The sequence below is a fragment of the Lentilactobacillus raoultii genome (genome assembly GCF_900411375.1).
GTDB lineage: Bacteria > Bacillota > Bacilli > Lactobacillales > Lactobacillaceae > Lentilactobacillus > Lentilactobacillus raoultii.
The window spans coordinates 25615-51897 of sequence record NZ_LS422988.1 but is presented as its reverse complement, the minus strand read 5'-3'; the positions used below and the strand labels follow the sequence as shown (position 1 = coordinate 51897).

At 42.1% G+C, this 26283-nt stretch carries 16 protein-coding genes; 4 read left to right on the top strand and 12 right to left on the bottom strand.

The genetic code is table 11. The features are described 5' to 3' along the window. Position 1: 1 nt before the first annotated feature. The 7 genes from rsmG to ED605_RS08175 all read right to left on the bottom strand — a co-directional run bounded on the left by rsmG (position 2) and on the right by ED605_RS08175 (position 9150). Positions 2–736 carry a 16S rRNA (guanine(527)-N(7))-methyltransferase RsmG gene (gene rsmG, locus ED605_RS08210; RefSeq protein WP_121978425.1) on the bottom strand — a complete coding sequence of 245 codons (735 nt, stop codon included), beginning with the start codon at positions 734–736 and terminating at the stop codon, positions 2–4. Between the two features lie 203 nt (positions 737–939). Further along, positions 940–2232, bottom strand: coding sequence for a peptidase T (gene pepT / locus ED605_RS08205; protein ID WP_121978470.1), 1293 nt, complete (start codon positions 2230–2232; stop codon positions 940–942). 136 nt (positions 2233–2368) lie between these two features. After that, positions 2369–3286: a ribonucleoside hydrolase RihC gene (rihC, locus tag ED605_RS08200; protein WP_121978424.1), complete on the bottom strand. Its 918-nt coding sequence runs from the start codon at positions 3284–3286 to the stop codon at positions 2369–2371. 88 nt (positions 3287–3374) lie between these two features. Beyond that, the gene (locus ED605_RS08195) at positions 3375–4688 is read right to left on the bottom strand and encodes an NCS2 family permease (protein WP_121978423.1); all 1314 of its coding nucleotides are present in this window, start codon (positions 4686–4688) and stop codon (positions 3375–3377) included. 30 nt (positions 4689–4718) lie between these two features. After that, on the bottom strand, positions 4719–5990 hold the full coding sequence (locus ED605_RS08190) for a NupC/NupG family nucleoside CNT transporter (protein ID WP_121978422.1): 1272 nt from the start codon (positions 5988–5990) through the stop codon (positions 4719–4721). Positions 5991–6119: 129 nt separating this feature from the next. Beyond that, positions 6120–6956: an alkaline phosphatase family protein gene (locus ED605_RS08185; protein ID WP_121978421.1), complete on the bottom strand. Its 837-nt coding sequence runs from the start codon at positions 6954–6956 to the stop codon at positions 6120–6122. 1108 nt (positions 6957–8064) lie between these two features. Continuing rightward, the gene (locus tag ED605_RS08175) at positions 8065–9150 is read right to left on the bottom strand and encodes a hypothetical protein (RefSeq protein ID WP_121978419.1); all 1086 of its coding nucleotides are present in this window, start codon (positions 9148–9150) and stop codon (positions 8065–8067) included. A gap of 199 nt (positions 9151–9349) precedes the next feature. Here ED605_RS08175 and ED605_RS08170 point away from each other — a divergent pair, with 199 nt between their 5' ends. The 4 genes from ED605_RS08170 to ED605_RS08155 all read left to right on the top strand — a co-directional run bounded on the left by ED605_RS08170 (position 9350) and on the right by ED605_RS08155 (position 16327). Beyond that, complete coding sequence (locus ED605_RS08170) at positions 9350–10564, top strand: SGNH/GDSL hydrolase family protein (RefSeq protein ID WP_121978418.1); 1215 nt, start codon at positions 9350–9352, stop codon at positions 10562–10564. A 315-nt stretch (positions 10565–10879) separates the two neighbouring features. Further along, positions 10880–12706 (top strand): TerB N-terminal domain-containing protein, encoded by a 1827-nt coding sequence (locus ED605_RS08165; RefSeq protein WP_121978417.1) that lies wholly within the window; start codon positions 10880–10882, stop codon positions 12704–12706. Positions 12707–12721: 15 nt separating this feature from the next. After that, the gene (locus ED605_RS08160; protein ID WP_121978416.1) at positions 12722–14056 is read left to right on the top strand and encodes an ATP-binding protein; all 1335 of its coding nucleotides are present in this window, start codon (positions 12722–12724) and stop codon (positions 14054–14056) included. A gap of 15 nt (positions 14057–14071) precedes the next feature. Continuing rightward, positions 14072–16327: a DEAD/DEAH box helicase gene (locus ED605_RS08155; RefSeq protein WP_121978415.1), complete on the top strand. Its 2256-nt coding sequence runs from the start codon at positions 14072–14074 to the stop codon at positions 16325–16327. Positions 16328–16431: 104 nt separating this feature from the next. On the opposite strand, the gene ED605_RS08150 is transcribed toward ED605_RS08155, so the two are convergent. The 5 genes from ED605_RS08150 to ED605_RS08130 form a co-directional block, all read right to left on the bottom strand. Next, the gene (locus tag ED605_RS08150) at positions 16432–18330 is read right to left on the bottom strand and encodes a hypothetical protein (protein WP_121978414.1); all 1899 of its coding nucleotides are present in this window, start codon (positions 18328–18330) and stop codon (positions 16432–16434) included. Between the two features lie 238 nt (positions 18331–18568). Beyond that, positions 18569–19867: an S-layer protein gene (locus ED605_RS08145; RefSeq protein ID WP_121978413.1), complete on the bottom strand. Its 1299-nt coding sequence runs from the start codon at positions 19865–19867 to the stop codon at positions 18569–18571. Positions 19868–20435: 568 nt separating this feature from the next. Next, a complete protein-coding gene (locus ED605_RS08140; RefSeq protein WP_121978412.1) occupies positions 20436–21479 on the bottom strand; it encodes a GW dipeptide domain-containing protein in 1044 nt (347 codons plus the stop codon). A gap of 376 nt (positions 21480–21855) precedes the next feature. Next, positions 21856–23487: a hypothetical protein gene (locus tag ED605_RS08135; protein ID WP_121978411.1), complete on the bottom strand. Its 1632-nt coding sequence runs from the start codon at positions 23485–23487 to the stop codon at positions 21856–21858. A 663-nt stretch (positions 23488–24150) separates the two neighbouring features. Further along, positions 24151–25824 (bottom strand): hypothetical protein, encoded by a 1674-nt coding sequence (locus ED605_RS08130; protein WP_121978410.1) that lies wholly within the window; start codon positions 25822–25824, stop codon positions 24151–24153. Positions 25825–26283 lie beyond the last annotated feature (459 nt).

Below are 26283 nucleotides of genomic sequence, written 5' to 3'. Positions count from 1 at the left end.
CTTAATGACTTTCACCTAAGGGTTCTCGATTTGGAGTTCCCGGCTTTCGTGGATATTTTTTTGGTGTTCCTTTAATTTTTTTAATCACAATCAAGTGACGCTGCTCATCTGAAATTGGCAGTGTAAACGCATGATCAGCCTGAAACTGGCCACCCAGAATCATGATGGCCTTCTCAGCAGCTTTCAACTCATCCTCCGCCTTGGCTGCTTTCATCGCAATCATTTGGCCACCGACTTTAACCAATGGCAGACAAAGTTCACTTAAAACGGTTAACCTGGCAACCGCTCTGGCCGTGACGATGTCAAAGGATTGGCGATCCGGAGACTTTCGGTTACCGAATTCTTCCGCGCGGGAATGAACCAATCTAACATCATTCAGCCGCAGTTGATCTACCAGTTCGGTCAAAAAGCGAATACGCTTATTGAGTGAATCGACAATGGTAATTTTTAACTGTGGAAAAAGAATTTTAAGTGGAATTGATGGGAAACCAGCCCCTGCACCAACATCGCAAAGTGAAATTGGTGCCTCACGAATCTGTGAAACAAAAAGAGCCGGCGTAATCGAATCATAGAAATGTTTTAAATAAACCTCTGACTTTTCTGTAATTGTCGTCAGGTTAACATGCTCATTTGTTGCAACTAATAGCTTGAAATAGGCCTCAAACTGGTCTAATTGATCTTCGGTTACTTGAATGTTATGCGCCAAAAGCGCCTTAATAAATTGTTCTATCGTCATGAATTAACTTCTCCTGGAATGTGAAACAATTCTGTTTCACGTCTTATTCTACTTTACCTTAAAATCGTTGACATGACAAGGACTAGTCTGGAATAACTTTTCAAAAATCCGTCATTTCCCATATTTAAAATTATAATCGGTTATCGACCACTTTTCGAGCAATAAGAAAAAGTCCGGATCCTCACCCGAACTTAATGCTTAAGTTATCTATTATCAAAAGAAACCGGCCGTCGATCCTCATGACCAAATTGACGAACATGTTCCTTTAAAATTTCGACAATTACTTTGGCCACCGTGACCATTGCTTCAGTAGTGACATATTCATAGGGGCCGTGAAAATTATCGCCCCCGTTAAACAAGTTCGGCGTTGGAATGCCCTTAGCTGTGATGGCATTGCCATCCGTACCACCTCGAAATGGTGTGATATCGGGCTTGATTCCCAATCGGCGATAAGTATCCAAAACCAAGTTCATCACGTAAGGATGTTGTCGAATGGTATCGCCAATATTTTGATACTGTTCGTCAATCTTCAAAGCGATTCTTGGTTCCTGGTATCGAGCGTTAATATTATTCACGATGGTTTCAAGTAACCGCTCCTTTTGATGAAACTGATCCGTATCAAAATCACGAATCATAATCATCAGATGGGCCTGTGAAATAGTTGCCTTAAAATCGCTCACTAAGAAGAAACCTTGATGACCCCGACTCTTTTCCGGCACCTCATTTTTAGGTAAGGATGAAACAATTTCATTTGCCAAGCTAATTGCATTAACCATTAGTCCAAAGGCGTCTCCCGGATGAACGGCAGTTCCTTTAATTCGAATCTCAGCTTGGGAAGCATTAAACGTTTCCGGTTCAATCTGACCCAAATGACCATTGTCCATTGTATAAGCAAAGCGCGCCGCAAAAGCTTTTGCCGGAAACCGCTTGGCACCCCGGCCAATTTCTTCATCGGGTCCAAAAGCCACCTCAACTGGGCCGTGTTCGATTTCAGGATGCTTTAATAAATAAGCCAACGCACCAATAATTTCTGCAATGCCTGCTTTATCATCTGCTCCCAACAGTGTGTTGCCATCCGTTGTAATTAATCGTTGGCCAACAACTTTTTTCAAATTAGGAAATTGTTTAGGACTCAAAGCCAAGCCCTTTTTACGGTTCAAGACAATGTCATCACCCGAATAATTGGCATGAATTTGCGGTGAAATATTTTCGGCATTAAAATCCGCCGTATCCAAATGGGCAATGAACCCAATTGGCGTCAAAGCTTTATCGGAATTACCCGGTAATTCTGCCAGTGCATAACCACTGTCAGTATCATAGGTCACCTTTTTGATGCCTAAATTTTTTAAATCTTCAACAATTGCCTGAGCCAATTCAACTTGCCCAGGTGTCGTTGGCACGGTCGGGCTGGCCGGGTTCGATCGGGTATTGATTTTGGCATATTTAATAAATAACGATTCAATTAATTCTTGATCAAAGTCATTCAACTCACTCACCCACTTTGATAATTGACCATCTGCTTTTAATAATAGGTGACAATGGCCTGGCAAGCAAGCCCTCGCAGCCTCAAAAAATAAACGCCCACCGATCTTGAAGCAGATCAGGGGACGTTTTATGGCAAATCATACTAAATTAAGGTTCCTTAATTGCGGCAACTTCCTTTAAGAACCACTGATTAAAGGCTTCCGCATCAATATCGACACAGACATCCGCGTTAGTTTGACCATGATGGTAGGCTCCACGAATGTCGCCAACCGTTTCACCAATTGCCGGGCCATCTGTCACGATATCAATCCATATTGGCTGAGTTTTGATCGCTTCAGGATGCAACAGATAAAAGATTGTGTTAACATCGTGCATCGCGATGCCCTGTGCACTATTATCACCATCATGAATCATGATATCATGCAGCATCTTACCAGTTTTGTTCATAGTTTCAAGCTTTTGAAGTGAAGTTGGTGTCAATAGGGCTTTCATCGTAATATCAAGGCCAACCATCGTAATCGGAATCCCGGCATGATACATAATCTTGGCAGCATCCGGATCAGTAAAGACATTAAATTCCGCCGCACTGGTCATGTTCCCCATTCCAAGCGAACCACCCATGGCAACAATTCTTTTGATATGCGCCTTAACTTCCGGATATTCACTAAACAATAGGGCAATATTGGTATACGATCCGGTTGGCACCAATGTGATTTTCTCGTCACTACTCATAATCGTGTCACGTAACGCTTCGACCGCACTTTTATCCAGTGGTTTTGACAGATCCTCAGGGAAATCATATCCTGGCATTCCCGATTCACCATGGATTCGAGCTGCATCTTCAAATTCTTTAATTAATGGTTGTTTGGCACCAGCGGCAACCGGCACATCTTTATTAAAGAACCGCACGATTTTTTGTGCATTTCGGGTCGTCTTATCAACCGTAACGTTGCCAGCAACACTGGTAATCAATTTAACCTCAATTTGGGGATCATTTAATGCCATAGTTAACGCCGCTGCATCATCGATTCCCGGATCAGTATCCATTACAATCTTAATTGTCATTTTTAAGTTTCTCCTTTAGATGCCACCCGGCATTGCCAACCAGTTTGGCTATTTGGTTGGAAGAACTGCCGGATCAACTAGTTATCACCTACAGTAATGCTGAAAGAATCAAGTCGCATAGGAACAAGCCACCTAAAATATACGTCGCGGTGGTGAGCTCCCGCGCTCGGCCCGCCGCAATCTTTAAAATTGGATAAGCAACGAATCCAAACGCCAATCCGGTTGAAATGCTGGTAGTAAATGGGATTAGCACCACAATCAAAAAGGCCGGAAACCAATCTGAAAAATCAAACATATTAATTCGACTCAGCTGATTCATCATCAGCGCCCCTGTAATAATAATCACGGGGGCAATTGCGGCTTGTGGAACAAACGACAGCAATGGGATAAAAAACATGGAGAGGCCAAACATCAGGCCGGCAACAATTGCGGTAATCCCCGTTCGGCCACCGCTTTCAATTGCCGAAGCACTTTCTGCGGCCGCAACTGTCGGACTGGTTCCTAAAGCACCTGACAGCAGGCTGGTAACTGAACTTGCTTGAAAGGCCCGTTTGAACTTTTTGGGATTGGGCATGATGCCTTCCAATAGCCCCATCGATTCAAACACCAGGATCATGGTCATCGAAAAGACGGCTAACACAAACGTGATGCTCACGAGGTGATTGAAATTACCCTTGAATAAAATCTTTGAATAATGGCCAATATCACCAAGACTAACCGATGGCGACGTTTGATCTTTAATGCCAAACAAGATCCCCAATAGGGATGTGACAAAAATCCCGATAAAGAAACCACCAGTTACATTTCGAACGTAGAGAAACAGTGTCAGCAGCAATCCAAACATCGCTAATAGCGTAGCCGGTTGTGTTAAGTCACCAAGAGCTAAAATTGAGCTCTTGCCGGCCTGAATCAACTGAGCTTTTTCCAGACCAATCTCGACCAAAAACAAGCCGATTCCGGCAGTAATCCCTGCTTTTAAGGCATCCGGAATCCCGTCAGCCAGAATTTGGCTTAACCGGGTAAAGGCAATCACCACGTAAATTGCGCTGGCAACTATGGAGATGGCTAAGGCCTCCTGCCATGACAACCCCATTGCCACAACAACGGTATACGTGAAGAAAGCATTAACCCCCATTCCAGGTGTTAAAATGACCGGTGCATTCGCCCAGAAGCCCATGATTAAGCAACCAATTAATGAGGCGATGATGGTTGCGAAGACACTCAGGCCGGTCGGAATCCCCGCATCTTTTAAAATCATTGGATTTACAATAATGATATATGAAATTGCAAAGAATCCGGTAATTCCGGCAATAATTTCACGCTTAATGAGCTGTTTATCCCGAAACGCTTCACTGAGCCGCAGTTTATTAGCTACGGCCTCTTCTCTTTGTAACTTATCCAAAAATAAAACCTAACTTTCGAATTTGTAATTTTACCATACAAAAAGACCAACAATTCCGGCAGACATTAGTGATACTAAAATACCGGATAGTAACATAATGCCAACATTTTTACTAATCAAATCATTTTTCTTTTTATCAACCAATCCTTTGAAGGCACCGATGATCATCCCAGTTGTCGAGAAGTTGGCAAATGACGTAATGAAGACGGTGAGTTGGGCCTGATAGTGGGCCGGGAAGATCGACAGATTATGAATTGTTCCGGCAATCTTACCCATCACAACGAATTCGTTGGTTACCAACTTCATACCCATAAATTGGGCAAATTGGAAGGCATGACTAACATCCAGCCCCATCAGCCAAGCAAATGGGAACATAATAATACCGAGAATGTGTTCCAAAGACAACCACGGGTTAAACAGTGCCAAAATTTTGTCAATCAATGCAGCTAAGGCAACAAAGGCGATAACGTTAGCGGCAATGATTAAAATCAAGCGGCCGGCACCTAGGATGGAATCACCAAGAAATGAGAAGTAGGGTTCTTTCTTACCATTTTCACCAACTTCACCTTCTTCAATGGCAACCGCACTGTCAGCCCCGCTGCCACCCATTTTGGCAATCGTATCTTCTTCCGGTGTCACAGTGACCGGATTTAAAATGCTGGTAATAACCAACGCATTCAGCACGTTTAGCGGAATTGCGGTCAAGACGTATTGCCCTGGAACCATTTGGGTATAAGCACCAATAATTGACGCCGTTACACAGGACATTGACATCAAGGCCAAAGTCAGGTTCCGTTTAGCTGACATTTGTTTTAACTGCAACGATGAAACAGCCAGTGCTTCAGTGTTACCAAGAAACATCATTTCAACGGCAAAGAATGATTCAAACTTCGGTGCCCCGGTAATAAATGACAGGCCGCGGCCAACCCACTTAATAATCCAAGGTAAAACACCAATATAAGTTAACGTATCGAACAATGGCACAATCATCAGAATTGGCAACAGTGCACTGGTCACAAAGTTCATCGATTTGGCTGTTCCGCCAAATTGCGGGGTAACCCAGTTAGGCAGAGCAAAATTAATCCCCTGATAGGCAACCTGGACTAACCAGTTAAAACCGTCAGCCGCAGCTTTAACAGCATCCCGGCCCCATTTGAATTCAGTCAAAATAAAGGCAATTAACAGGTTGAGCACCAGGACGACAATCACCGAACGCCAGTTGATGGCTTTGCGATTTTTGGAAAATAAGAGCGCAATCCCAAGGTAAACAATGACCCCGAGTATATTGATTAATAAATACATATGCGGAAATCCTCTTTTCTGTTTTTAGATACCGAAACAAGCATAATTGCAAAAAACACTCTCAAGAAACTACCTTGACGTGACGATCCCCCTTATTATTAGATTTGGTTTTAATAGTTAAACCCCGTTTTAAAGTGATACCTCGCTTAAGAAGCTGTGGCCAACGGATTCCTTAGAATAGTTTAATGAAAAGGCCTCAGCAATTGTCGCACCGATATCAGCTAATGAATGACGAATACCGATTGAGTGGCCCGACTCGTAATCTGGTGAATAGACGATCAAGGGTAAATATTCACGGGTCGGCGACACCGCAACTGTCATATCATTGGCAAAGCTTGAAGTAATGATCAACAGATCCGTTCGATGCAATTCATTGATCACTTGAGCAATGTGTTGATCCGTTTCTTTCAGAATTTCAAGATACTTCTTTAAGTCACCGTTTTCCGCTGCTCGCGGTAACCCTTGAACAATCATATAAACTAAACCATTAACGGGTGAGACGATTTCGTGATGCAATGTTTGAAACGCAAGCGAATCCTTATTCACGGCAACAATATCGGCCAAGCTCTGATTAGAGATGTAACTTTGATAATTAGTAATCATCACTGACCGTGCATAATCATCACTATATTTGACAACCGGATCAATCACACTGGTCACCCGAATTCCATCCTGATAATCGAGCATTTCACGAATCCCACTCTGAGGCTGGTTCCCCAAGCCTTCAAGATGAATCTTGCCGTAGTTCCCCAATGGTTGTTTAACGGCAGGAAGTCCTTCAATTGGATTGTCAGAGCGACTATTACCCAATCCTAACTTTGTCAGTGTGGGTAAAGTTAGACCACTTGTCCGTTGGGCAATGTGTCCCAACGTATCGGCACCCACTGAATGATATCGATTAGCGTCACTGGCCTCGCCAATGCCAAGCGACGCGATATCAATAATGATCACTCTTTGAAAATCCATGACGGCTTCTCCTTTTTTGCACAAAATTAACGGATAAAAGTAATTCCATTGACTAGAATACCGAATATCCAAAGGTCTGTAAATTAAATGAGTCATTTGTTTTTTAGTAAGACCTTTTACTATCTTGTTGGCGCTTACATTATAGCAAAAACGGTTTAATAACACAACTTTGTAAAGTCGATTCCCGTAGGATTTTTTTACCACTTACCAACCACTAATTTTAGACACAAAAATAGGCCTCAGGTTTGCTATGCGTTTCAACCTGAGTGCCTATTTTTCGGAAGGGATCTGATCATTAAGGGTTAATACCCACTTTTGTTTAAATCTAATGTCTTATCGCCTCAATTAAACTCATCTAATTGATCTGACTGTCGCAAACTTTAATCAACTCATTTAATTTAACTTTTGATAAATTTGCCGCACGATCAATTTAATGTTACGTGAAACTTTGGAACTTAAATCTCTGGTACTAAAGTCTTACTGCTGTAAAGATCTAATTCTTGATTATCTGATCTGTGAATCTGTCACCTATCCATCAACTTGATATCCCATCAATTTGATTACTTATCGGATTCATCGATCTACTACAAGCGACCCCTGTACATCAACCTATTCGATAACTCCAATGAGTATTAATAGTAGGTCTCTAAATCCATTCGATGTGATTGGATCATTTTATATTCAAACACTTAATCACCTGAAATTAATTTGTCATCCTTGTTCATAACTATCTTAATCACAACATCAAAACAGATACTTGCTTGGATTCATTACCATTACTTCAAATTACAAATATTTGAACCATCATACTGCCAACGTTTTACTGTTGGTGGAAGAACATTCAAAGTAGGTCTTCAACCCTTGGTGCTTCGAACTTCTCTTCCCTTCCTTGACTATATAATAACATATCTGGAAGCGTTTGCAAGGGTTGCGTCTCAACTTTTTGAATTATTTTTTGAAACTCATTGAGCCGCGACGCACCAGCCTTCTTTAGCATGCCTAACTGCCATAACCTGAGTACCATCGCCAACCCATTTTCTTTGAAACAAAAAACAGACCTCAAGTATCCCCGTTTTAAGGGTATTTCCTGAAGTCTGTATTATAAGGCTCATTTAAAAATAAATCTCAACGGATCAAAAACAATAAACGAAACGGCAACAATGCCAATAATCGATAATGTAATGATTACCGGCAACGTTTCAATCACCCCATTAACATCGTGATTCGTGTATTTAACATTTGAAACCGGTGTTGTGATGGTGACCTTTTTACCTTTTGACGTTGTAAACTTGCCCGGATTTTTCTTTTGATTGAGCGCCTGCTTGTAGAAAAGATTACTAAAGGTATCGAAGCTGACCAACTTGGCATTGCTTTTTTGGGTGCCCACATGATCACTTTTTGAAACCCGATTAGCGAAAGAATTATGGGTCAAAGCATTCGCTGCATTTGACTTTTCAATGGCTGTTCGCCGAGTTGATTGAGCAACCGCACTTGAGCCACCTGCATCAACTCCTGATTCGATTTGAGGAGTCTGTTGACTGACTTGATTTGAATTGCCAGTCGCTGCTGCTTTTCCAGAACCAGTGGCTTGATTAGTTGTTTGATTGGCTGACTGCTGATCGTTACCCGTAGAACTATCCACTGGTGGGACATCTGGCTTGGTGTTATCCAAACCACCACCAGGGACAACCTTATCAATAATTTTTTTAATGACTTTATCAGCACCGGTCCCCGCCGCTGCTGAACCCTTATCACCCAGTCCCATCATGGGTTCGGAAGATGAAGAACTGCTTGAAGCTGACGACGCCGAACTACTATTGGCACCATCAAGATTATTATCATCTGCATTGCCATAAGTAGTCGTCGTGTCCCCGTTACTAGTCGAACTACTTGAACTGGCGGTATCTGAAGAAGCCGATGCCGATGTAGTAGATGAATTCTCTGTCGAACTGTCTTTTCCTAAACTCCCAGCGGATTGTGACGAACTTTGCAGTGCCCATTGACTATTGTCCCCGTTATGTAATGAACTCTGCTCGCTGTTATTCGTAGAAGAAGGGTTGACAGCAGTTACCTGCGTTTTGGCAGGTACAGTGGTATTATCAGCTTTAACGTCGCCCCCAACACCAAAACTGAACAAAGCCAGCATTATCGATGATGCCGCTATCGACCACCTGAATTTGAACTTTTTGTTCATGTTAAATCCCCCCCGACCTTAAAAGAGTCGCACTATACATGTTCCATAATAAATTATTTGTGATCTTTTTTCAAGTTGTTATATTGTTGCATTAAGGACCAATGCCCAGTTAATAAGGTTTTCACCCACCCGTAAAGTCTTCGTAACATTATCGTGGTATTCTAAGGGGCGTTAACAATATTTTGAGGAGATTATCGAAATGATAAAAACAAAATACATGACCGTTGCAATGGCGGTATTACTGGGGATGTCCATGACTATTACAACACGGGCGGCCAGCAAAGCAACGGTTCCTTCAAAGACTACGACAACTGCAACAAGCAGACAATCATCATCCAGTACTAAAGCATCCAGTTCTTCTATCAAGAAGACGATCCCAGCGGCTTCCATCGTCAGCAGTACAACCGTTGACGAGGAACTACCTTATCATATTGAGAAAGGTTATGTTTATACCTCTTCCAAGTTAAATAAACAAGCCGGTTCCGCTAAAGATTTTTCAAAAGTCACCTGGTATACAGAGAAAAAGGCAGTCATTGACCGTTCTGCACAGGGTGGCGGCAATTCGGTTTGGTACTATGTAAAGAGTGGTTCAGGTGCCCAAACCGGCTGGATTTGGCAGGGAAATCTTGAACCAATTTCAGAAGGGACTTTTAATATTGCCATGAAGAATAGTGATTACTTTAAGGGCCAAAAAATCATTAGTATGGGTGATTCGATCACCAAGGGTTATGATGGTTACGAAACGTTGGACAACATGGGTTACCCAACGTGGCTCAGCCGATACTTAAACACCTCTGTGCTGAACGCCGGCTATAACGGTGCGTTTCTATGTGACGGTGGTGAACAGGAAACCGATGGTGATCTGACGCCAACGGTCAATGCACATAATTTTAAAAACTATGATGTCGCCACCATCGCCTATGGTACAAATGATTACGGTCATGTTTCCAACTCACTTGCCGATATCCAAGATACTTTAAAACAAAATATTCAAAAGATGAAATCTGAGAATAAAAAGTTGATTATTTACGGAATTTTACCAATTACCCGATATGATGGTAATACCAACTCCGATGATGTCATCGGTAAAGGCAACTTCACTATGAATGAATTAAGAGATGCAGAAGCTGAGGTTTATCAACAGTTCGACATCCCCTATCTTGATTGGCGAAAAGATACCAAGCAGTTAATCACTGACAGTAATCACACGTATCGCTTGTTCGATGAACGACTTCATCCATCGGCTAAGACCTATCAGTTAATGGGCCGTGAAATCGCTCAATTCATGATTAATAACTATCCTAAAGATCGAATTAAGACCACTAAAAAGACGAGTCAGACGGCAACTAAAAAGACAACAGCTACTGCCAGTTCTACTAAAAAGGCATCAACCACCCACACAACTGTTAAATAAAATTATCCAAACTAATTAATAAATAAGCAGTTAATATATAACGACATATTTAAATAGGCCCCTGTCTCCGTTAAACTTCTCGAGATAGGAGCCTATTTCAAACGATTAAAGTGATGATCGGATGGATAGTAAAAGTTTACAATAATTTTAGGTTGCAAAAGCGTTATGTGCCATATAAATCAATGATCTTGAGTCTGTAACAAGTATAACCAGTTCATAAATTTTAATGGAAATTTGTTTTTTCTTAACTATTGGATTACGTTATAGGATAGAATTTAGACGTGAAGATGTTTGCAATGAAATGGGGGTACAGAGTTGAACTGGCAAGAAATTAATGATTTGGTCACTAACTATTATGGATTAAAGTTTGTTTTAGCTGCTGAATCACCTCAACATATTAAAGTCCTTATCCATCCAGTTTCAAACCGTCCTTTTGTGATTGCAAGTCAGGATGATCCGACAAACATCGATGTCTATTGCGGCAACCTGGGAGTCATCGTTCAGCACTTGCCTCAATTTTCAGTTCCTAAATTCATAAGGAACCGAAAGTGGATTGGCGTCTCCGTGAAGTCGATTAATGAAATCATGTTACAAAAAGTATTGAACTATTCACTTAAACATTTTCCAAAAAATTCAAACCACACATCTCAGGAACAGGCAGTTTACTTACCTCCTGATGAGAAGGCCAATCCGCAGTACCGTGCCCAACAGATTCAATTACCAGTTCGCCCTCAGCCTGCTCAAAAACAAGAAAAAAGCGATGTCCCAGCAGCGATCCAAAAGATGATTCAATCATATGATTATACAGTCCCGTCATCTGAGATTGTTGCTTATAATTTTTACCATCAGGGTCAAATGATGGCAGATTACGAAGACCATTACGATGCCATCTATGAGTTGAAACGGTACTTTCCTGTCTATCATGAACTGACGATTCATCAGTTACGCACATATTTTACTTGGCGAACTCGGTTACGACAGGAACATTTCCAGGTTACCAGCACCTCATACGCCTACCTTTACATTTACGAGCTCTTAAATAATATTGGGGTGGCCTCACCTGAGGAAGGCTACGCAAAACTCATCAAATTTCGTGATCAGTGCGCTCCCAGTTATCATTCACGAATGCGCGAACTACTTGATCTATGGCTATATGATTATGTGTTGTATTATGGGCTTGATCGGCAAAAGGCCCGGACTATTTTCGCAAAAACGCTGGCTGCCGACCAAGATTATCATATTTTATTGCATCCAGCCGATTATTCGTCCGAGCAACTATTAGCCGTCTTTAAAAGCCATTCAACCTACCTTAAGTCCTGCCTATTGTTCAAAAAGTCACCGAAGCAATTCGCCGAGCTGTTGAAAGTCGTTTGGCAACAAATTCTCAATTTACGGCAAACAAATCAATTTGATTACTTCAGCCAAGCCATTGCCACGTTGGTATCGACATCCCATACGTATTTTAGAAGTGCCGTATTTTATTTTCAAAAGCCACCACGGCTCAAAACGTATCAAATTGACGCTGACCACATTTATCATTTAGGCGAGCGGACATGCAGTTCTAAAGTTTATTATCCAGTCGATCACCAGGGCAAAAAGCTCAACACGCTGCTACATGAGGTAGATCGCTTGGCAAGAAAGGCATTTCACTTTGGCCACCCACTTAAGCCCCGGCAATTGAGTTCACTTTTGCAACAAGCAATTATGGATGGGATTATGGCGTATCAACAAATTCAAGAGGAAAAACGACGCCCGCGGGTAACGCTTAATCTGGATAGTCTTGACAAAATTCGAACGGATGCGTCACTGACCCGAGAAAGCTTGTTAACCGAAGAAGAAAAAGAAGCACCGGCTGAACCAAAGAAAAAAACGGTTCCACAACCTTCTCAGGAGCCGGCAACTCCCGACAACCAGTCTTTATTAAATACTGATGAAACCATGCTGATTGTTGCGTTATTGAAAAATCGCCCCTGGCAGCAATACCTAAAGGATCATCACTTAATGGTTTCTATTTTAGTCGATCAAATTAATGAAAAGCTGTTGGATGAAATTGGCGATACAGTCATTGAATTCAATGCTGATAATCAGCCAGTTGTCGTCGAAGATTATCGTCAGGATTTGGAACAACTATTTTTATCGTAAAGGAGTGGCTATCTGATGACAGATATAAAGAAGAGACGCGTCCCAAAGCGGATTGCGCAAACAGTCTTAAATTCCCTCAAGGGTGGGGTAGTCCCAAGAATTGGCTTACCGTACGTGACGGTTGGTCGTAAGGCAGAGATTGAAGCACTGCTTCACGATGTCGACGTTGTTGCTGAAGGCGGGGCTTCCTTTCACTTTATTGTGGGCCGGTACGGTTCAGGAAAAAGTTTCCTGCTGCAAACCATGCGCAACTACGTCATGGACAAAAACTTTGTCGTCGTTGACGGAGATTTATCACCAGAACGGCGACTTCAAGGAACCAAAGGTCAGGGGCTTGCCCTCTACCGGGAACTCATTCAAAATCTGGCAACCAAGACCCGACCAGAAGGCGGTGCACTTACCTTAGTGCTCGACCGCTGGATTAGCTCCGTCCAGAGCAATGTTGCCAGTGACAGTGGCTTGGCAGTCGATGATCCTCAGTTTGCTGAGGCCGTCGATAAGAAAATTTACGCAGTCATTTCATCGTTGAGCGAACTGGTTCACGGTTTTGATTTCGCTAAGCTGTTAAATATGTACTATCACGCTTATCTTGATGGCAATGACGCCACAAAGGCAAAGGTCATTAAGTGGTTCCGGGGCGAATACACACATAAAACCGAAGCCAAGCAGGAGCTGGGTGTTAGCGTCATCATTTCTGATGATGACTGGTATGAATATCTAAAGTTATTTGCCTCATTCTTTAGGCAGGCTGGGTATGCCGGCCTTATCATTATGATTGACGAGTTGGTGAATATTTACAAGATCCCGAACAGCATCAGCCGTCAGTATAATTACGAAAAAATTTTAACAATGTACAATGACACACTTCAAGGCAAAGCAAAGTATCTGGGGATTCTTATGGGCGGGACTCCACAAGCCGTTGAAGACCGTCGCCGGGGTGTCTATAGCTATGAGGCTCTCCATTCACGATTAACCCAGGGAAAGTTTGCGACGGCTGGTGCCCGTGACATGTACGCACCGGTTATTAAGCTTGAGCCGTTGACCGCTGAAGAAATGCTGGTTCTAGTCGAAAAATTGGCCAATATGCATGCTGGACTGTACGGTTACCAACGCACCATTACTGAGGCGGATTTAGTTAAATTCATCAAAATTGAATACGCCCGAATTGGTGCCGACACAAACATCACGCCCCGAGAAGTCATTCGAGATTTCATTGAGCTTCTAGACATTGTTTGGCAAAATCCCGATACCACGGTCGAAAAATTATTATCCTCAAGTGATTTCGACTATCACAAGTCTGAGGCGGTTTCTGATAAAAAGGATCAAGACTACACGGAGTTCACCATTTAGTTAAGGAGGTGCGCTATGGATGTATTTTCAAGATATGCACCGTTTATCCAAGATTATATTTACAACCGCGGTTGGCAAAATTTACGCGCCATTCAGGTGGCAGCCGCCGAGGAAATCTTTAATACCGATCACAATGTTCTCCTATCGGCATCCACTGCTTCGGGAAAAACCGAAGCGGCCTTTTTCCCAATTCTAACTGATTTGAGTGAGCGACCTTCAGATTCAATCCAGTGTTTGTATATTGCCCCATTAAAGGCATTGATTAATGATCAGTACGACCGGCTTACTGATCTTTGCCAGGATACCGGCATTAACGTTTGGCGTTGGCATGGTGATGTTTCCCAATCAAGTAAACGGCGGTTGTTAAAACACCCGTCTGGGGTCTTACAGATCACCCCGGAATCATTGGAATCGTTCATGATCAACAAGCACATGGATGTTCCACGTCTCTTTCATGGTTTGCGTTACATTGTCATTGACGAGCTCCATTCTTTTTTAAGGAGTGATCGAGGGGGCCAAACATTTTGTTTAATTGAACGGCTTTCAAAACTGGCTAATGTTAAACCACGAAGAATTGGGCTGTCAGCAACCATCGGCAACGTCCAGTCGGCCAGTAAGTTTTTGGGTGCGGGCAGTGAGTACCAAACAGCAGCACCAAAGGTAAACAGCACCGGCCAAATCTGGCGTCTTTCGATGGAGCATTTTTATAAAACTGATCCTCAAGCCTCGGCTGACAACTTTGATCCAGCTCAATTAGTCGGCCAAAAGACGGATCAAGCACCCGAATTGGCTGACCCGGGAATTGGATATATTTTTGAACACACCCGCGGCAAAAAATGCCTTGTTTTCACTAATAGTCGTGAGGAATGTGAAGCGGTTTGTCAGGAATTACGTTCATACGCGGAATATAATCATGAGCCCGATCGGTTTTTAATTCATCATGGAAACCTGTCACCAGCTTTGCGGCAAACGGCGGAAGATGCCATGAAGGATGAAGACGCGAACATGACAACTTGTGCGACGGCGACCCTTGAATTAGGAATTGATATTGGTAAGTTGGAAAGTGCCTTTCAGCTTGATGCCCCCTTCACCGTTTCGGGATTCTTGCAACGAATGGGTCGAACCGGACGACGGGGAAACCCGCCGGAAATGCACTTTGTGATGCGCGAAGAACACCCCGAATCTCGGGCAATGCTTCCCGATCTAATTCCGTGGCCCCTACTACAAGGTATCGCGTTGGTCCAATTATATCTCGAAGAAAGATGGGTTGAGCCGCCCCGGACCAATCGATTGCCGTACAGTTTGTTATATCATCAAACCATGAGCACTCTCGCCTCAAGTGGTGAAATGACCCCGGCAGAGTTAGCATCACGAGTGTTACAATTGGCCTATTTTCATAATATCAGTCAAGATGATTACCGAACCTTGTTGCGACATCTTTTGAAGACAAACCAAATTGAACGAACTCCAGCTGGGGGCCTGATTGTTGGCATCGCCGGAGAACGGGTTGTTAACAACTATAAGTTCTATGCTGTCTTTCAAGATAATGAAGAATTTAGTGTCCATTCCAAATCAGAAGAATTGGGGACAATTGTAATGCCGCCCCCGGTTGGTGATAAAATAGCCATTGCCGGCCGAGTCTGGGTCGTCGAAGACGTGGACCGGCAAAGACATCAGGTTTACTGTCATGAGGTAAAGGGACATATTCCGGCCTATTTCGGGGATGTTGCCGGCGATATTCATCCCAAAATTCTCCAACGAATGAGAAAAGTCCTTAGTGAGACCCAAATGTATAGCTACCTACAAGGGAATGCTCGCGCCCGGGTGACCCAAATGAGAGACGCGGCTAATATGGCCGGACTTCCTCACAATCAGTTAATTAATCTTGGCGGTAAGCTGTGGGCATTCTTCCCGTGGACCGGTAGCTATCAATTTTTAGCATTAGAACGACTGTTGCGAATCAAGTGTGCTGATCGGCTTAATTTACGTGGATTTAATTCATCACGACCATATTTTATGGAATTTGCGATGGATTGTAATGAAGCTGAATTCTTTCAGATTATTCTGGAAGAAGCTGGTAAGGATTTTTCTCCGCTTGACTTGTTATTTCCAAATGAAGTGCCAACCTTTGATAAGTATGATGAATACTTACCGGATGAACTGGTTCGTAAGGAATTTGCGGATAGTATCTTAGACATTGCCGGAATGAAAAAGCTAGTGGAACAGATGACTCGTAATTATGAGCAAGGCCACTTGCATAAATTAAAATGATAGCCAAAAAAAGTGTCATTGGAAAACCAAAATAATTTTCCAATGACACTTTTTCTTATTTACTGATTCTTGGTCTTAAGTTTTAAGCAACCAATACCTATCGATTAACCAAACAGTGCTCCAATAAGGTCACTTAAGTTTGAGATCCCATTGTCACTTGACGAGGTACCAGTAGAGGTTTCTGATAGAGCGCTGGAACTTGTATTAGTATTACTATTAGCATTACTGCTGGTGTTTTGTGTCAGTAAACCACTTAAAGCACTGGTACTGCTTGAGAAGGTCTTGTCATTGAAGGCGTAACTTTGATCAGGATCAGCCTTAGCATCCCCAAAACCTGCCTGCAAATCATTATGATAACCCTTAACTGTATCTTGTGTTACAACCTTAGAAGCAGTTGCAGTGTAAGGAATTGTGACTTGAGTTCCCATCTTGATGCTATCACCATTAGCTGATTGGATAGCTGACTGATCAGTCTTCAATTCAACGATTCGGTAGCAGATTCGACCACCAAACAACGTGTTGGCAATGCCATCAAGACCACTTGAGACGATGTTACCAAGCCCGCTTAAAAGTGACCCAAGTGGATCAGCACCCGAAGCCTGAAGAATTGCAGAAATCTGATTCGTTGTATCACTTGAACTTGAGCTCGAACTAGTCCCAAACAACCCACTAACACTCGGGGTTCCGGTACTGGAGGCAGTCAAAATAGCTTGCTTATTACCATCAAAGAGGTTACTCATCGGATCACAATATGCAAGATAGTAAATTTTATCCATCCCGGCACTTTGAAGCGCATTGTAAACGTCATTTGACGTAAATACTGACTTCTGGCCATTGTTGCCACTGGTATAGCTACTCTTAGCTAAACTAGAAAGCAGTGAACTGAATTGCACACCCTTTGGTGAAGTGAAGGCATTCTTGCCGACTGGATCACCTGGAAGGCCACTGTATGTTCGGTTATTGGCCTTGCTAGTGTATTTAGGTGCCGTACTGAACAAGTTATCTGTCGAAGTTGCGACCACGTAGTAATTTACCGAGTTCCCATATGAAGCCGCTGCTAATGCACTCGTATTAGCCGTTCCATATTGGGTACTATCACCTGGAGCCGAATAACCACTTGGAATGTTTGAGTAAGCTTGACCAGATAAATTGGTTCCTAAGTAATTAGCAGCCGATTGAGTGGAAGCATTATTATTGGTCAGCAACTTGCTGGAAACCGTCTTTCCAGTTGAAGAATCAACGTAGTTTACCAGCACTTGATTGTTACCAATCTGATTTGATGATGATGAACCAGCCCCGGTTCCTGATTTCAGATCAGATGCTTTAATCCAACCATTAACCGTTGGATGAGCACTGTCTTCAACGAAATAATAAGTAGCATTATTATCACGCCCATTGGTCTTGGTCCCCACACCAGTTACTCGCAATGGATCTTTCGAGTAATCACCAGAAAGTGAATTCATGTTTCGACCAATCTTGTACTGGGTCCAATCGGGTTGTTTGTATGTTGTCGTCGAGCCACCAAAGTAGTAAGTGGTATTAGAAATATCAGTCGTCAAGTTGCCCTGGTTGAACGTTGAAACCTTCTTCATACCGCCAACCGATGTTCGATTGGCTGGATTTGACTTACCGGCATAAATCCAACCTCGGTAACTCTTATCAAACGAAACAACCTTTAAGTAGTAAGAACCACGGTTAGTTCTGGCAATGCGATAGGCTCTAAAGTAGCTTTGGCCTTTATCGGCTCGATTGGCCATTGATTGAAGCGTTGTGACACTGGCCACTTTTCGAGCGCCTCTAAGTGTTCCCGCCTTTGAATAAAGTGCTGCTGAACCGGTTGGTAAATAATTGCGTTCAGTATAATTAGTTGTAAAAGCCTTATTGGACTTTACTTTTGCGTAGCTTTTAGCAGACGCATTTGAAGGTGTCGTTGCAAAAGCAGTCACACCCAGTCCCAAAGCGGCTATGCTAAGCATCGTCGCCTTAACCAGCTTATTTTTCATAAAATCCCCTCCAGTATTGATATATCAGCCAGCTAACAAATCATTTCTTTATTTCGTTAACTACACAATCATTATAACCCATTAACCAATTAATTTCACACAGTAAAGGTTAAGATTATGTATCATTTTTTGTATAAATTGCGTAACAATTAAGTTATTAGTGAATTTCATTGACAATTTTTTGCATAAAAAAAGCACACCAAAACGGTGTACTTTTTATTTTTATCTAATCGTTAAATTAGAGTAATGGGTTGACAACGATCAAGTCAAGAATCGTCTTAATCCATTGACGGTAAATCGTCATGCCGACATAACCATCTGAGTTAAGGTTTGATTCGTACTTGCTGTTGGTAATGCCCTTACGATAAAGAGCTGAATCATCAACCGTGTAAGCCAATCGTAACGTATCACCGTAGTGTGGATTTTGTGGCAATGCATCTTGATCCAAATTGAACTTCATGTAAAGTCCAGTAAATGAATCCAAGTTGTCAAGAATCCCACCGGAAATACGAGGCAAAATAGTTGGTGTAATCTTCATGTAAACAGTGTCAAATCCGTTCTTCTTCAAAGCTGCTTTCAAAGTAGCTGAAGGGATGACATCGTTCTTGTTACCCTTAACGCTGGCATCACGGTTAAAGTTGTTAACGGCATTGTTCCAGTTAACGTTGGCATTCATCAAAGGAATTGTCCAACGAACTGATGATGTCTGCTTACCACCAGTTGCCATGCTGTAGCCTTCAACATTGTAGGTACTGTCAACAGTTGTTTGACTGTAGCCTTGTGAAGCCGTTGAAGTTGCAGATGATGATGAGCTTGAACCAGCAGCTTGCTTAAGTGATGTTGAAAGAACATAACCATTGATTGATGGGTTCTTAGCATCATTTACGTAATACCAAACATCACCTTCACGGTTACGCTTTACAGCCTTTGTAACTGTAAAGGTATCGTTCTTGTAGTTGGTAGTGTCAGTTGTGTTACGGCCAATCTTATATTGAGTATAAGCAGGTTCCTTAAATGTTTGTGATTCAAAGGCAGTTCCTGGATTGCTCAATTGATAAGTAGCTTTCTTTTGTGCGTCAGTCAATTGTGAAGTTACATCGGTCGTTGTATCAGTGTACTTCAAGCCACCGGCAACACTTTGGTAATTGCTACGAGGATCAGTCTTACCAACATAGATCCAACCACGGTAAGCTTTATCAAAAGTAACAACCTTCATGTAGTATGAACCGTTGCTTAACTTAGCAACACGGTAACCACGTAAGTAGTCATTACCCTTCTTTGAGTTGGCAAGTGATTGTAAAGTTGCAGTTGAAGCAACCTGACGAGCACTCTTTAATACGCCAGCTTTAGTATATAATGCATTTGTTCCAGTAGGAACGTAATTACGGCTAGTAGCAGTTGAGCTACTTGCAGCTTGGTTGAAGTCGATCTTGTAACTCTTCTTAGCAGCAGATGCATTAGATGATGCACCAGCAACAGCTACAAAGCTTAATGCAGCCAAGCCGACGAATAATGATCGCTTGATATTAGTTTTCATAATTCGAATTTCCCCTCTCTAGTGATAAAGATATTAGACGCGATATGTAAACTCTCGCCCCTTCAGACATTATAATAACATCATGGCTATAAGTTGTAAACAAAAAGAACTGCTAATTCACAATCCTAATCAGACTTTTAGTGTTCAAAGTCGGCCATACCAATCAAAAAAATTAAGCCCTAAAGGCTATCAAACCGGCTTGATTGCTTGCTAACAGCAAGCTTTCCAATCAGTCAAAAGTAACAAATTTTGTTGACTTAAGTTTTACGAATTTAATTGTTTTTTAAGGAAAAAGTCAATTTATATTCACAATTTAGTCAAAATTAATTCATAGCATATCACATTCATTATAATTTCACAGATTCTTCACAATTTCAAGTCATTCAAACAAATCGATCATTGATCGTGAGTGATTTTATTCACTGACAGGCAATTCACCGAGCTGTTGAATAGTACTTAAGCTAGCCGAGTAGTTTTGCCACGAATTACTAAAAAGAAGTCATAAAAAAGCACCCCAATCAATGATCGGAGCACTTTAACTTTAAAAAGTCAGAAATCAGTTAAAAAATTAGTTAGTCGTCAAGTTGGCATCTTTTAGCGTATCAAAAGGTACACTGTTTGAAGCCAAACGCGCTTTAACCGTTACTGTTGAACCGTAAGTTGCACCTGCAATCGCACTGTAATTGGCACTCTTGTCAGCAGCGCTTAAGGTATCGTAAATATAGCCCGGTGCATAAGCGCCCAGTTTTGCTTCATCACTCGATCCATTTCCAAGCTCAGTTGCGACAAAAGCTGGTGCGCTGGTTAAGTCCGTTCGGGTATTGGTTAATTTTTGGTCAGCCACTACCAGTCCAGAGTCAGCGTCAATAATCTTGGCATAAACAACTTTATCATTGTCTACAGTCGGTGTCGGTACCTGTTCAATCACAGCACCAGCATAAATCCAGCCCTTAACCTGTGGATCATTGTCATTCACAATATAGTAGTATGGTGTCCCTTCACGCGTCATCTCAACGGAGCCAGTCACTGTAAAGTTTTGACCGCCATATGGTGTCGTATCTTCAATCAACTTCTTAGCCCGATACTGTGAGCGGTAAGGTGCATTCCAAAGGCCGTTAACAACACCCGGATTGGTCAACTGAACCGTCCTAGTGTCCGGCAATGGTGTTTGCTTTGTCGTTTCAGCATGTTTCAAACCATAGCCCACTGATGCCCAATCGCTGTCAGGATTACTTTTACCAACATAGATCCAGCCACGGTGCTGATAGTCAAATGAAACAACTTTTGCATAATAAGAACCACGGTTGGTTTTCGCAATTCGATAGGCCCGGAAATAATCCTTCGAGTTCTCAGAATTGGCCAAATCACTCAAAGTTGTCTTGCTGGCTACTAAGCGGGCACCTTTCACCGTTCCAGGCTTAGTATAAATTGCGTACTGCCCGGTTGGGACAACATTTCGATCCGATCCCTTTGCACTTGCGGCGTAGTCTCGTGTCACCTTTGCTGCTTTGCTTTTAGCACTAACAGTCTGCACATTTGAAAAACCGGCAGCCACAAATAGCCCCAAAGCTGCCACACCAATAAATAGCGATTTATGTAACCTCTTGTTCATACCCGTTTCCTCCTCATAGAATCATTGATAATCACGTAGTAATTATATAATAGTTTACCATGTGATTGGTAGTCATTTTTACTCATATTAAAAAAACGTCCCGAGTTAATCTCGAGACGTTCCATTTACCTGGTGAACCAAACCCGGGCAAGCTTGAAGGAACCCTGGTCAGCACGCGGACAGCCGGCTTGAACAACTTTCCGCGGACAAGTCAATTTATATGAAAGTAGATATATTAATTGAAGGAATGTATATCTATTTTTTAATAAAGCATGCAGGTAAGACATGCTTTATGTATGTAGGGGAGAGCCGAAACTGACTTTCGATCCCCCCTAAGATCAGTGGCCTTCACGACTCCTAATCTTAATTTTCGTCGTTATTTAGCAACGTAATCTGTATTAGCGTTGATAGAGGTATCCTTACTGTTAACAGAAATTTGGGTAACGTAACGGTGAAGCACTACTTTAACTGTTGAGCCGTTTGTCAATGAAGAAGCGTTGTTATCTGCGGTACCAGAAGCATCGTAGACATAGAAATAGCGCCAATTGTCAGATCCGGGGACATTGCTGCCGAAGAAGCCGGTTGACTGGCCAAGCAGTGAAACTTTGTTGCCTGAAGAGGTATCAGTGTACAAGTTCTTGTTATCAAGCGTCACTTTAGTATTGGAATTATCAAGAGCAGTTTCAAATTTACCATTGGAAGCAAAATAATCGCTCACTTTAAAGGACCCGTCAGTTGACCCACCTGAAGGCAAATCGTTTGATTGTTGTGTATCAGTCAATCCCGGGTACCCAAGCGCAAAGTCACTGGATGATAAGGTTGTCAAGCCCCCATTGCTATTGACATAGTTATAGGAAACTTTCGTGGTGGAAGCAACCGGCACAACATCAACGGTTACAGTTGCCCCAAAGGTTGCGTTTGACAACGTTGGACTGATGCTCAAGTTAGTGGTGGTCCCATCGCTGGAAGCACTCTTATCATCTGTTGTCTTAAAGGCATAACCCGAAGGTGCGCCAGCGTTGACAATGTAAGCACCTAAGTCACGACCGGTACTGTCCTTAAAGCTTGATCCACTATTGTAGACATTTTCACCTTTTGATGAGTTGGATGAAGAAGTGGTCCAGGTCCTAGTGGTACTTAAAGTATTTCCGGTTGAAGCATTCCGATATTGAACCTTAACACTGGTGTCAGCATCAAATGAAGCAGATGAAGAGGCAGAAGTAGCTTTCAATGCAGAAGCCTGAACCCACTTACCATTTAACTGAGCTGCAGTGGATTGAGCAACTGATGAAGCACTAGCCGAAGATGATGCGCTTGAAGTTGAGCTGGAAGTACTTGCTGAGCTAGCTGGCGCAGCCGAGATTTGATACCAAGTATCGCCTTCACGAGAACGGGTAACTGCTTTGGTAATGGTGAATTTAGCACCAGAGTATGGCGCCGTCGTTGTCACAACACTACCATTAACCGTTGCTCGACCGACTTTGTATTGGGTCCATGCAGGGGCATTATAAGCTAAATCTGCTGAACTGGAACCTGGGTTGGCAAAAGTGTAAGTTGCGCTTGAAGCAGAACTGCTTAATGTTGCATCTTTAGTCGTAGCGTATGAATCGATCCCGCCACCGAATGAAGAAGTCGACTTACCACCGTAAATCCAACCACGATACTTCCCATCAAAGGTAACAACTTTGTAGTAAACCGAACCACGATTAGTTGTCGCAACCCGGTAAGCCCGAACGTTCTGTTCGGAACTATCGGATGAGGCCAAATTCTTTAAAGTCGTCGTAGTTGCAACGACCTTGGCGCCCTTTAAAGTACCAGCTTTGGTATAAAGTGCGTTGGAACCATTAAATGTCACATTACGCGTTGTCGCGTCTGAAGTTAGAGTCTTATTCGAAGTGACTTTGGCATAAGATTTTGCACTTGCCTGAGTGTTGGCTGCACCTGCAGCGGCAACAAAGCTCAAAGCTGCCAAGCCGACAAACAAAGACTTCTTAAAATTAGTTGTCATAAAAGCATTCCTCCATTTTCTATTGTGTTTCCACAAAGAATACAGATAGTATAGCCTCAAAAACTAGTTTATGGCATTACTAATTGACCACAAAAATGGTCTACTTTTACAACTATCTTTCCAAATGATAACATTCTAACAATCTGGGAAAGGAACTTCTAAAAAATCTGAAAATTCACACTTTTTTCATATTTTAGCGAAATAATCAAGGATAAAGTGTTGGCTTAGCAGCGAAAATACTTGTCAGATAAGAAGATTTTGAGGATTCTTAATTGTGAAGAAAGTGTGAAGATAATTGAGTGGTAAGCAAAATCACTTAATAGATGCCTCTTCAAGTAATTTAAAAAAGCGAAACCATCGACCTTGGAGTGAGCCGATAGTTTCGCTTTATTTTACCTAGTGAGCTATTAAGAATGAGCTTGAATCATCCCTAACAGTTAAGTGACGGATACTAAGAGCTTGAATCAGAGCATCCGGTCATCCAAATCAATTTTGGAGAATCAAGATAGTCAATATATTGATTATCAATGATTAATAAGGTCATCTTCGTCAAGATGCCTTATGTACAAGAGGGTCCGGAGAAAGATTCCCCGAGCCCCCTATTATTTAAAAGTGAAGAAGTTACAGTTTCAACGAGTCATCGTTAAACATGGCAAGCCCTAATTACTTAGCAACGTAATTTGCGTTTGCATTAACTGATGTGTCTTTGCTGTTAACTGAAATTTGAGTTACGTAACGGTGCAGAACAACCTTCACAGTTGAACCGTTGCTTAAGCTGGCAGCGTTGTTGCTATCAGTTCCTTGAGCATCGTATGCGTAGAAGTAACGCCAGTTATCTGATCCAGGAACGCTGGTACCGAAGAAACCGGTTGTTGAACCCATACCGCTAACTTGCTTGTTCGAAGAAGTATCAGTGTATAAGTTCTTGGAATCAAGGGTCACTTTGGTATTTGAATCATTCAAAGCTTTTTCAAACTTACCATTGTCACCAAAGAAATCATTTACCTTAAATGAACCATCAGTAGCGCCACCATTTGGTAAAGCGGCTTTTTGCTGATTGTCAGTTAAGCCTGGGAACCCAAGTGCAAAGTCGGATGACTTCAAAGTGGTCAAACCATTGTTACCATTTACATAGTTAAATGAAACCTTGGTTGCTGCTGCAGTTGGTTGAACATCAACTGTCACAGTTGCACCAAAGGTTGCACTTGACAAGGCTGGGCTGATTGTCAAATTAGTGCTGGTACCGTTGCTTTCAGGATCTTTATTATCATTTGTAGTGAAAGCATAGCCCGAAGGAGCTCCTTCATTAACAATGTAGGCACCTAAGTCACGGCCTGAGTTGTCCTTGAAGCTGGCACCACTATTGTAAAGGTTTTGATCCTTCTTAGTGTTGGATGAAGCAGTTGTCCAAGTGTTTGTCTTGTCCAACGTCTTACCAGTCTTCACATCACGGTATTGAACCTTAACGCTCTTGTTGGCATCAAATGATGCTGAAGAAGCAGATGATGAAGCTGATGTAGCCTTAACAGCAGAAGCTTCAACCCACTTGCCGTTCAACTGATCAGCAGTTGCTGAAGCTGATGAACTTGCGGATGATGAAGCTGATGAGCTGGCGCTGGAAGTGCTTGCTGATGAAGCGGCACTTGCTGTAGCACTTGAAGCACTTGCTGAGCTGGCAGGTGCAGCTGAAATTTGATACCAAGTCTGACCGTCGCGAGCATTAGTAACTGCTTTGGTAACTTTGAATTGAGCACCTGAATATGGTGCAGTAGTCGTTAAGGTTTTACCATTAACTTTGGCACGGCCAACCTTATATTGAGTCCATGCCGGCGCTTCATATGCTAAGTTTGCGGCATCTGAGCCTGGTTGTGCAAATGTATAAGTAGCATTAGCAGCTGAACTGTCTAATGTTGCATCTTTAGTGGTTGCGTATGATGTTAAGCCACCACCAAATTTAGATGCTGATTTACCACCATAGATCCAGCCACGGTACTGGCCGTCAAATGAAACAACCTTGTAGTATACGGAACCACGGTTAGTAGTGGCAACCCGGTATGCGCGAACGTTGCTCTTGCTATCCTTTGAAGAAGCGGCATTGTTTAAAGTTGACTTGCCGGCAACGACGCGGGCACCCTTTAAAGTACCTGCTTTAGTGTATAAAGCAGCTGAACCGGTCCAATTTACGTTGCGAGATGTAGCTTCAGAAGTCAATGCTTTGTTAGATGTAATCTTAGCATAAGTCTTAGCACTTGCTTGAGTCGTTGCAGAACCTGCAACTGCGACAAACCCTAAGGCAGCCAATCCAACAAATAATGACTTTTTCAAGTTATTTGTCAAAATATATTCCTCCAATTTTTCTTGTGTATCCACAAAGAATAATTAAAAGTATACGCTATCGAGCTTTTAGTGAAATTACGAAAAGTTTTCGTTTTTTAGTTAATATTACAAAAAGGTTACGTTGAAACAACATTGTAACAAAAGTAGAAAGTAAAAATTAAGCTTTCAAAAAATTTCTGAAAATTCACAAAAAATTCAAATCTTCATACTTTAATGAGCTTATAAAGATAGCAATCTCTTCAAATCCTGTCTGTGACGGTAACCATTTCACTTTTTAAATTGTGTACAAAATATGAAGAAATTATGAATATTAATAATAAGTAATTGTGCTAATTAATCTCATTCGTTTATACGTAAAACGAAGAAAAAATAGAGAAAAATATTTTTTAGCCTAAAATATTTCACCAATGTTACATAATTTATCAGATAGCCTTATCACCATTACAATATTTTTAAAAA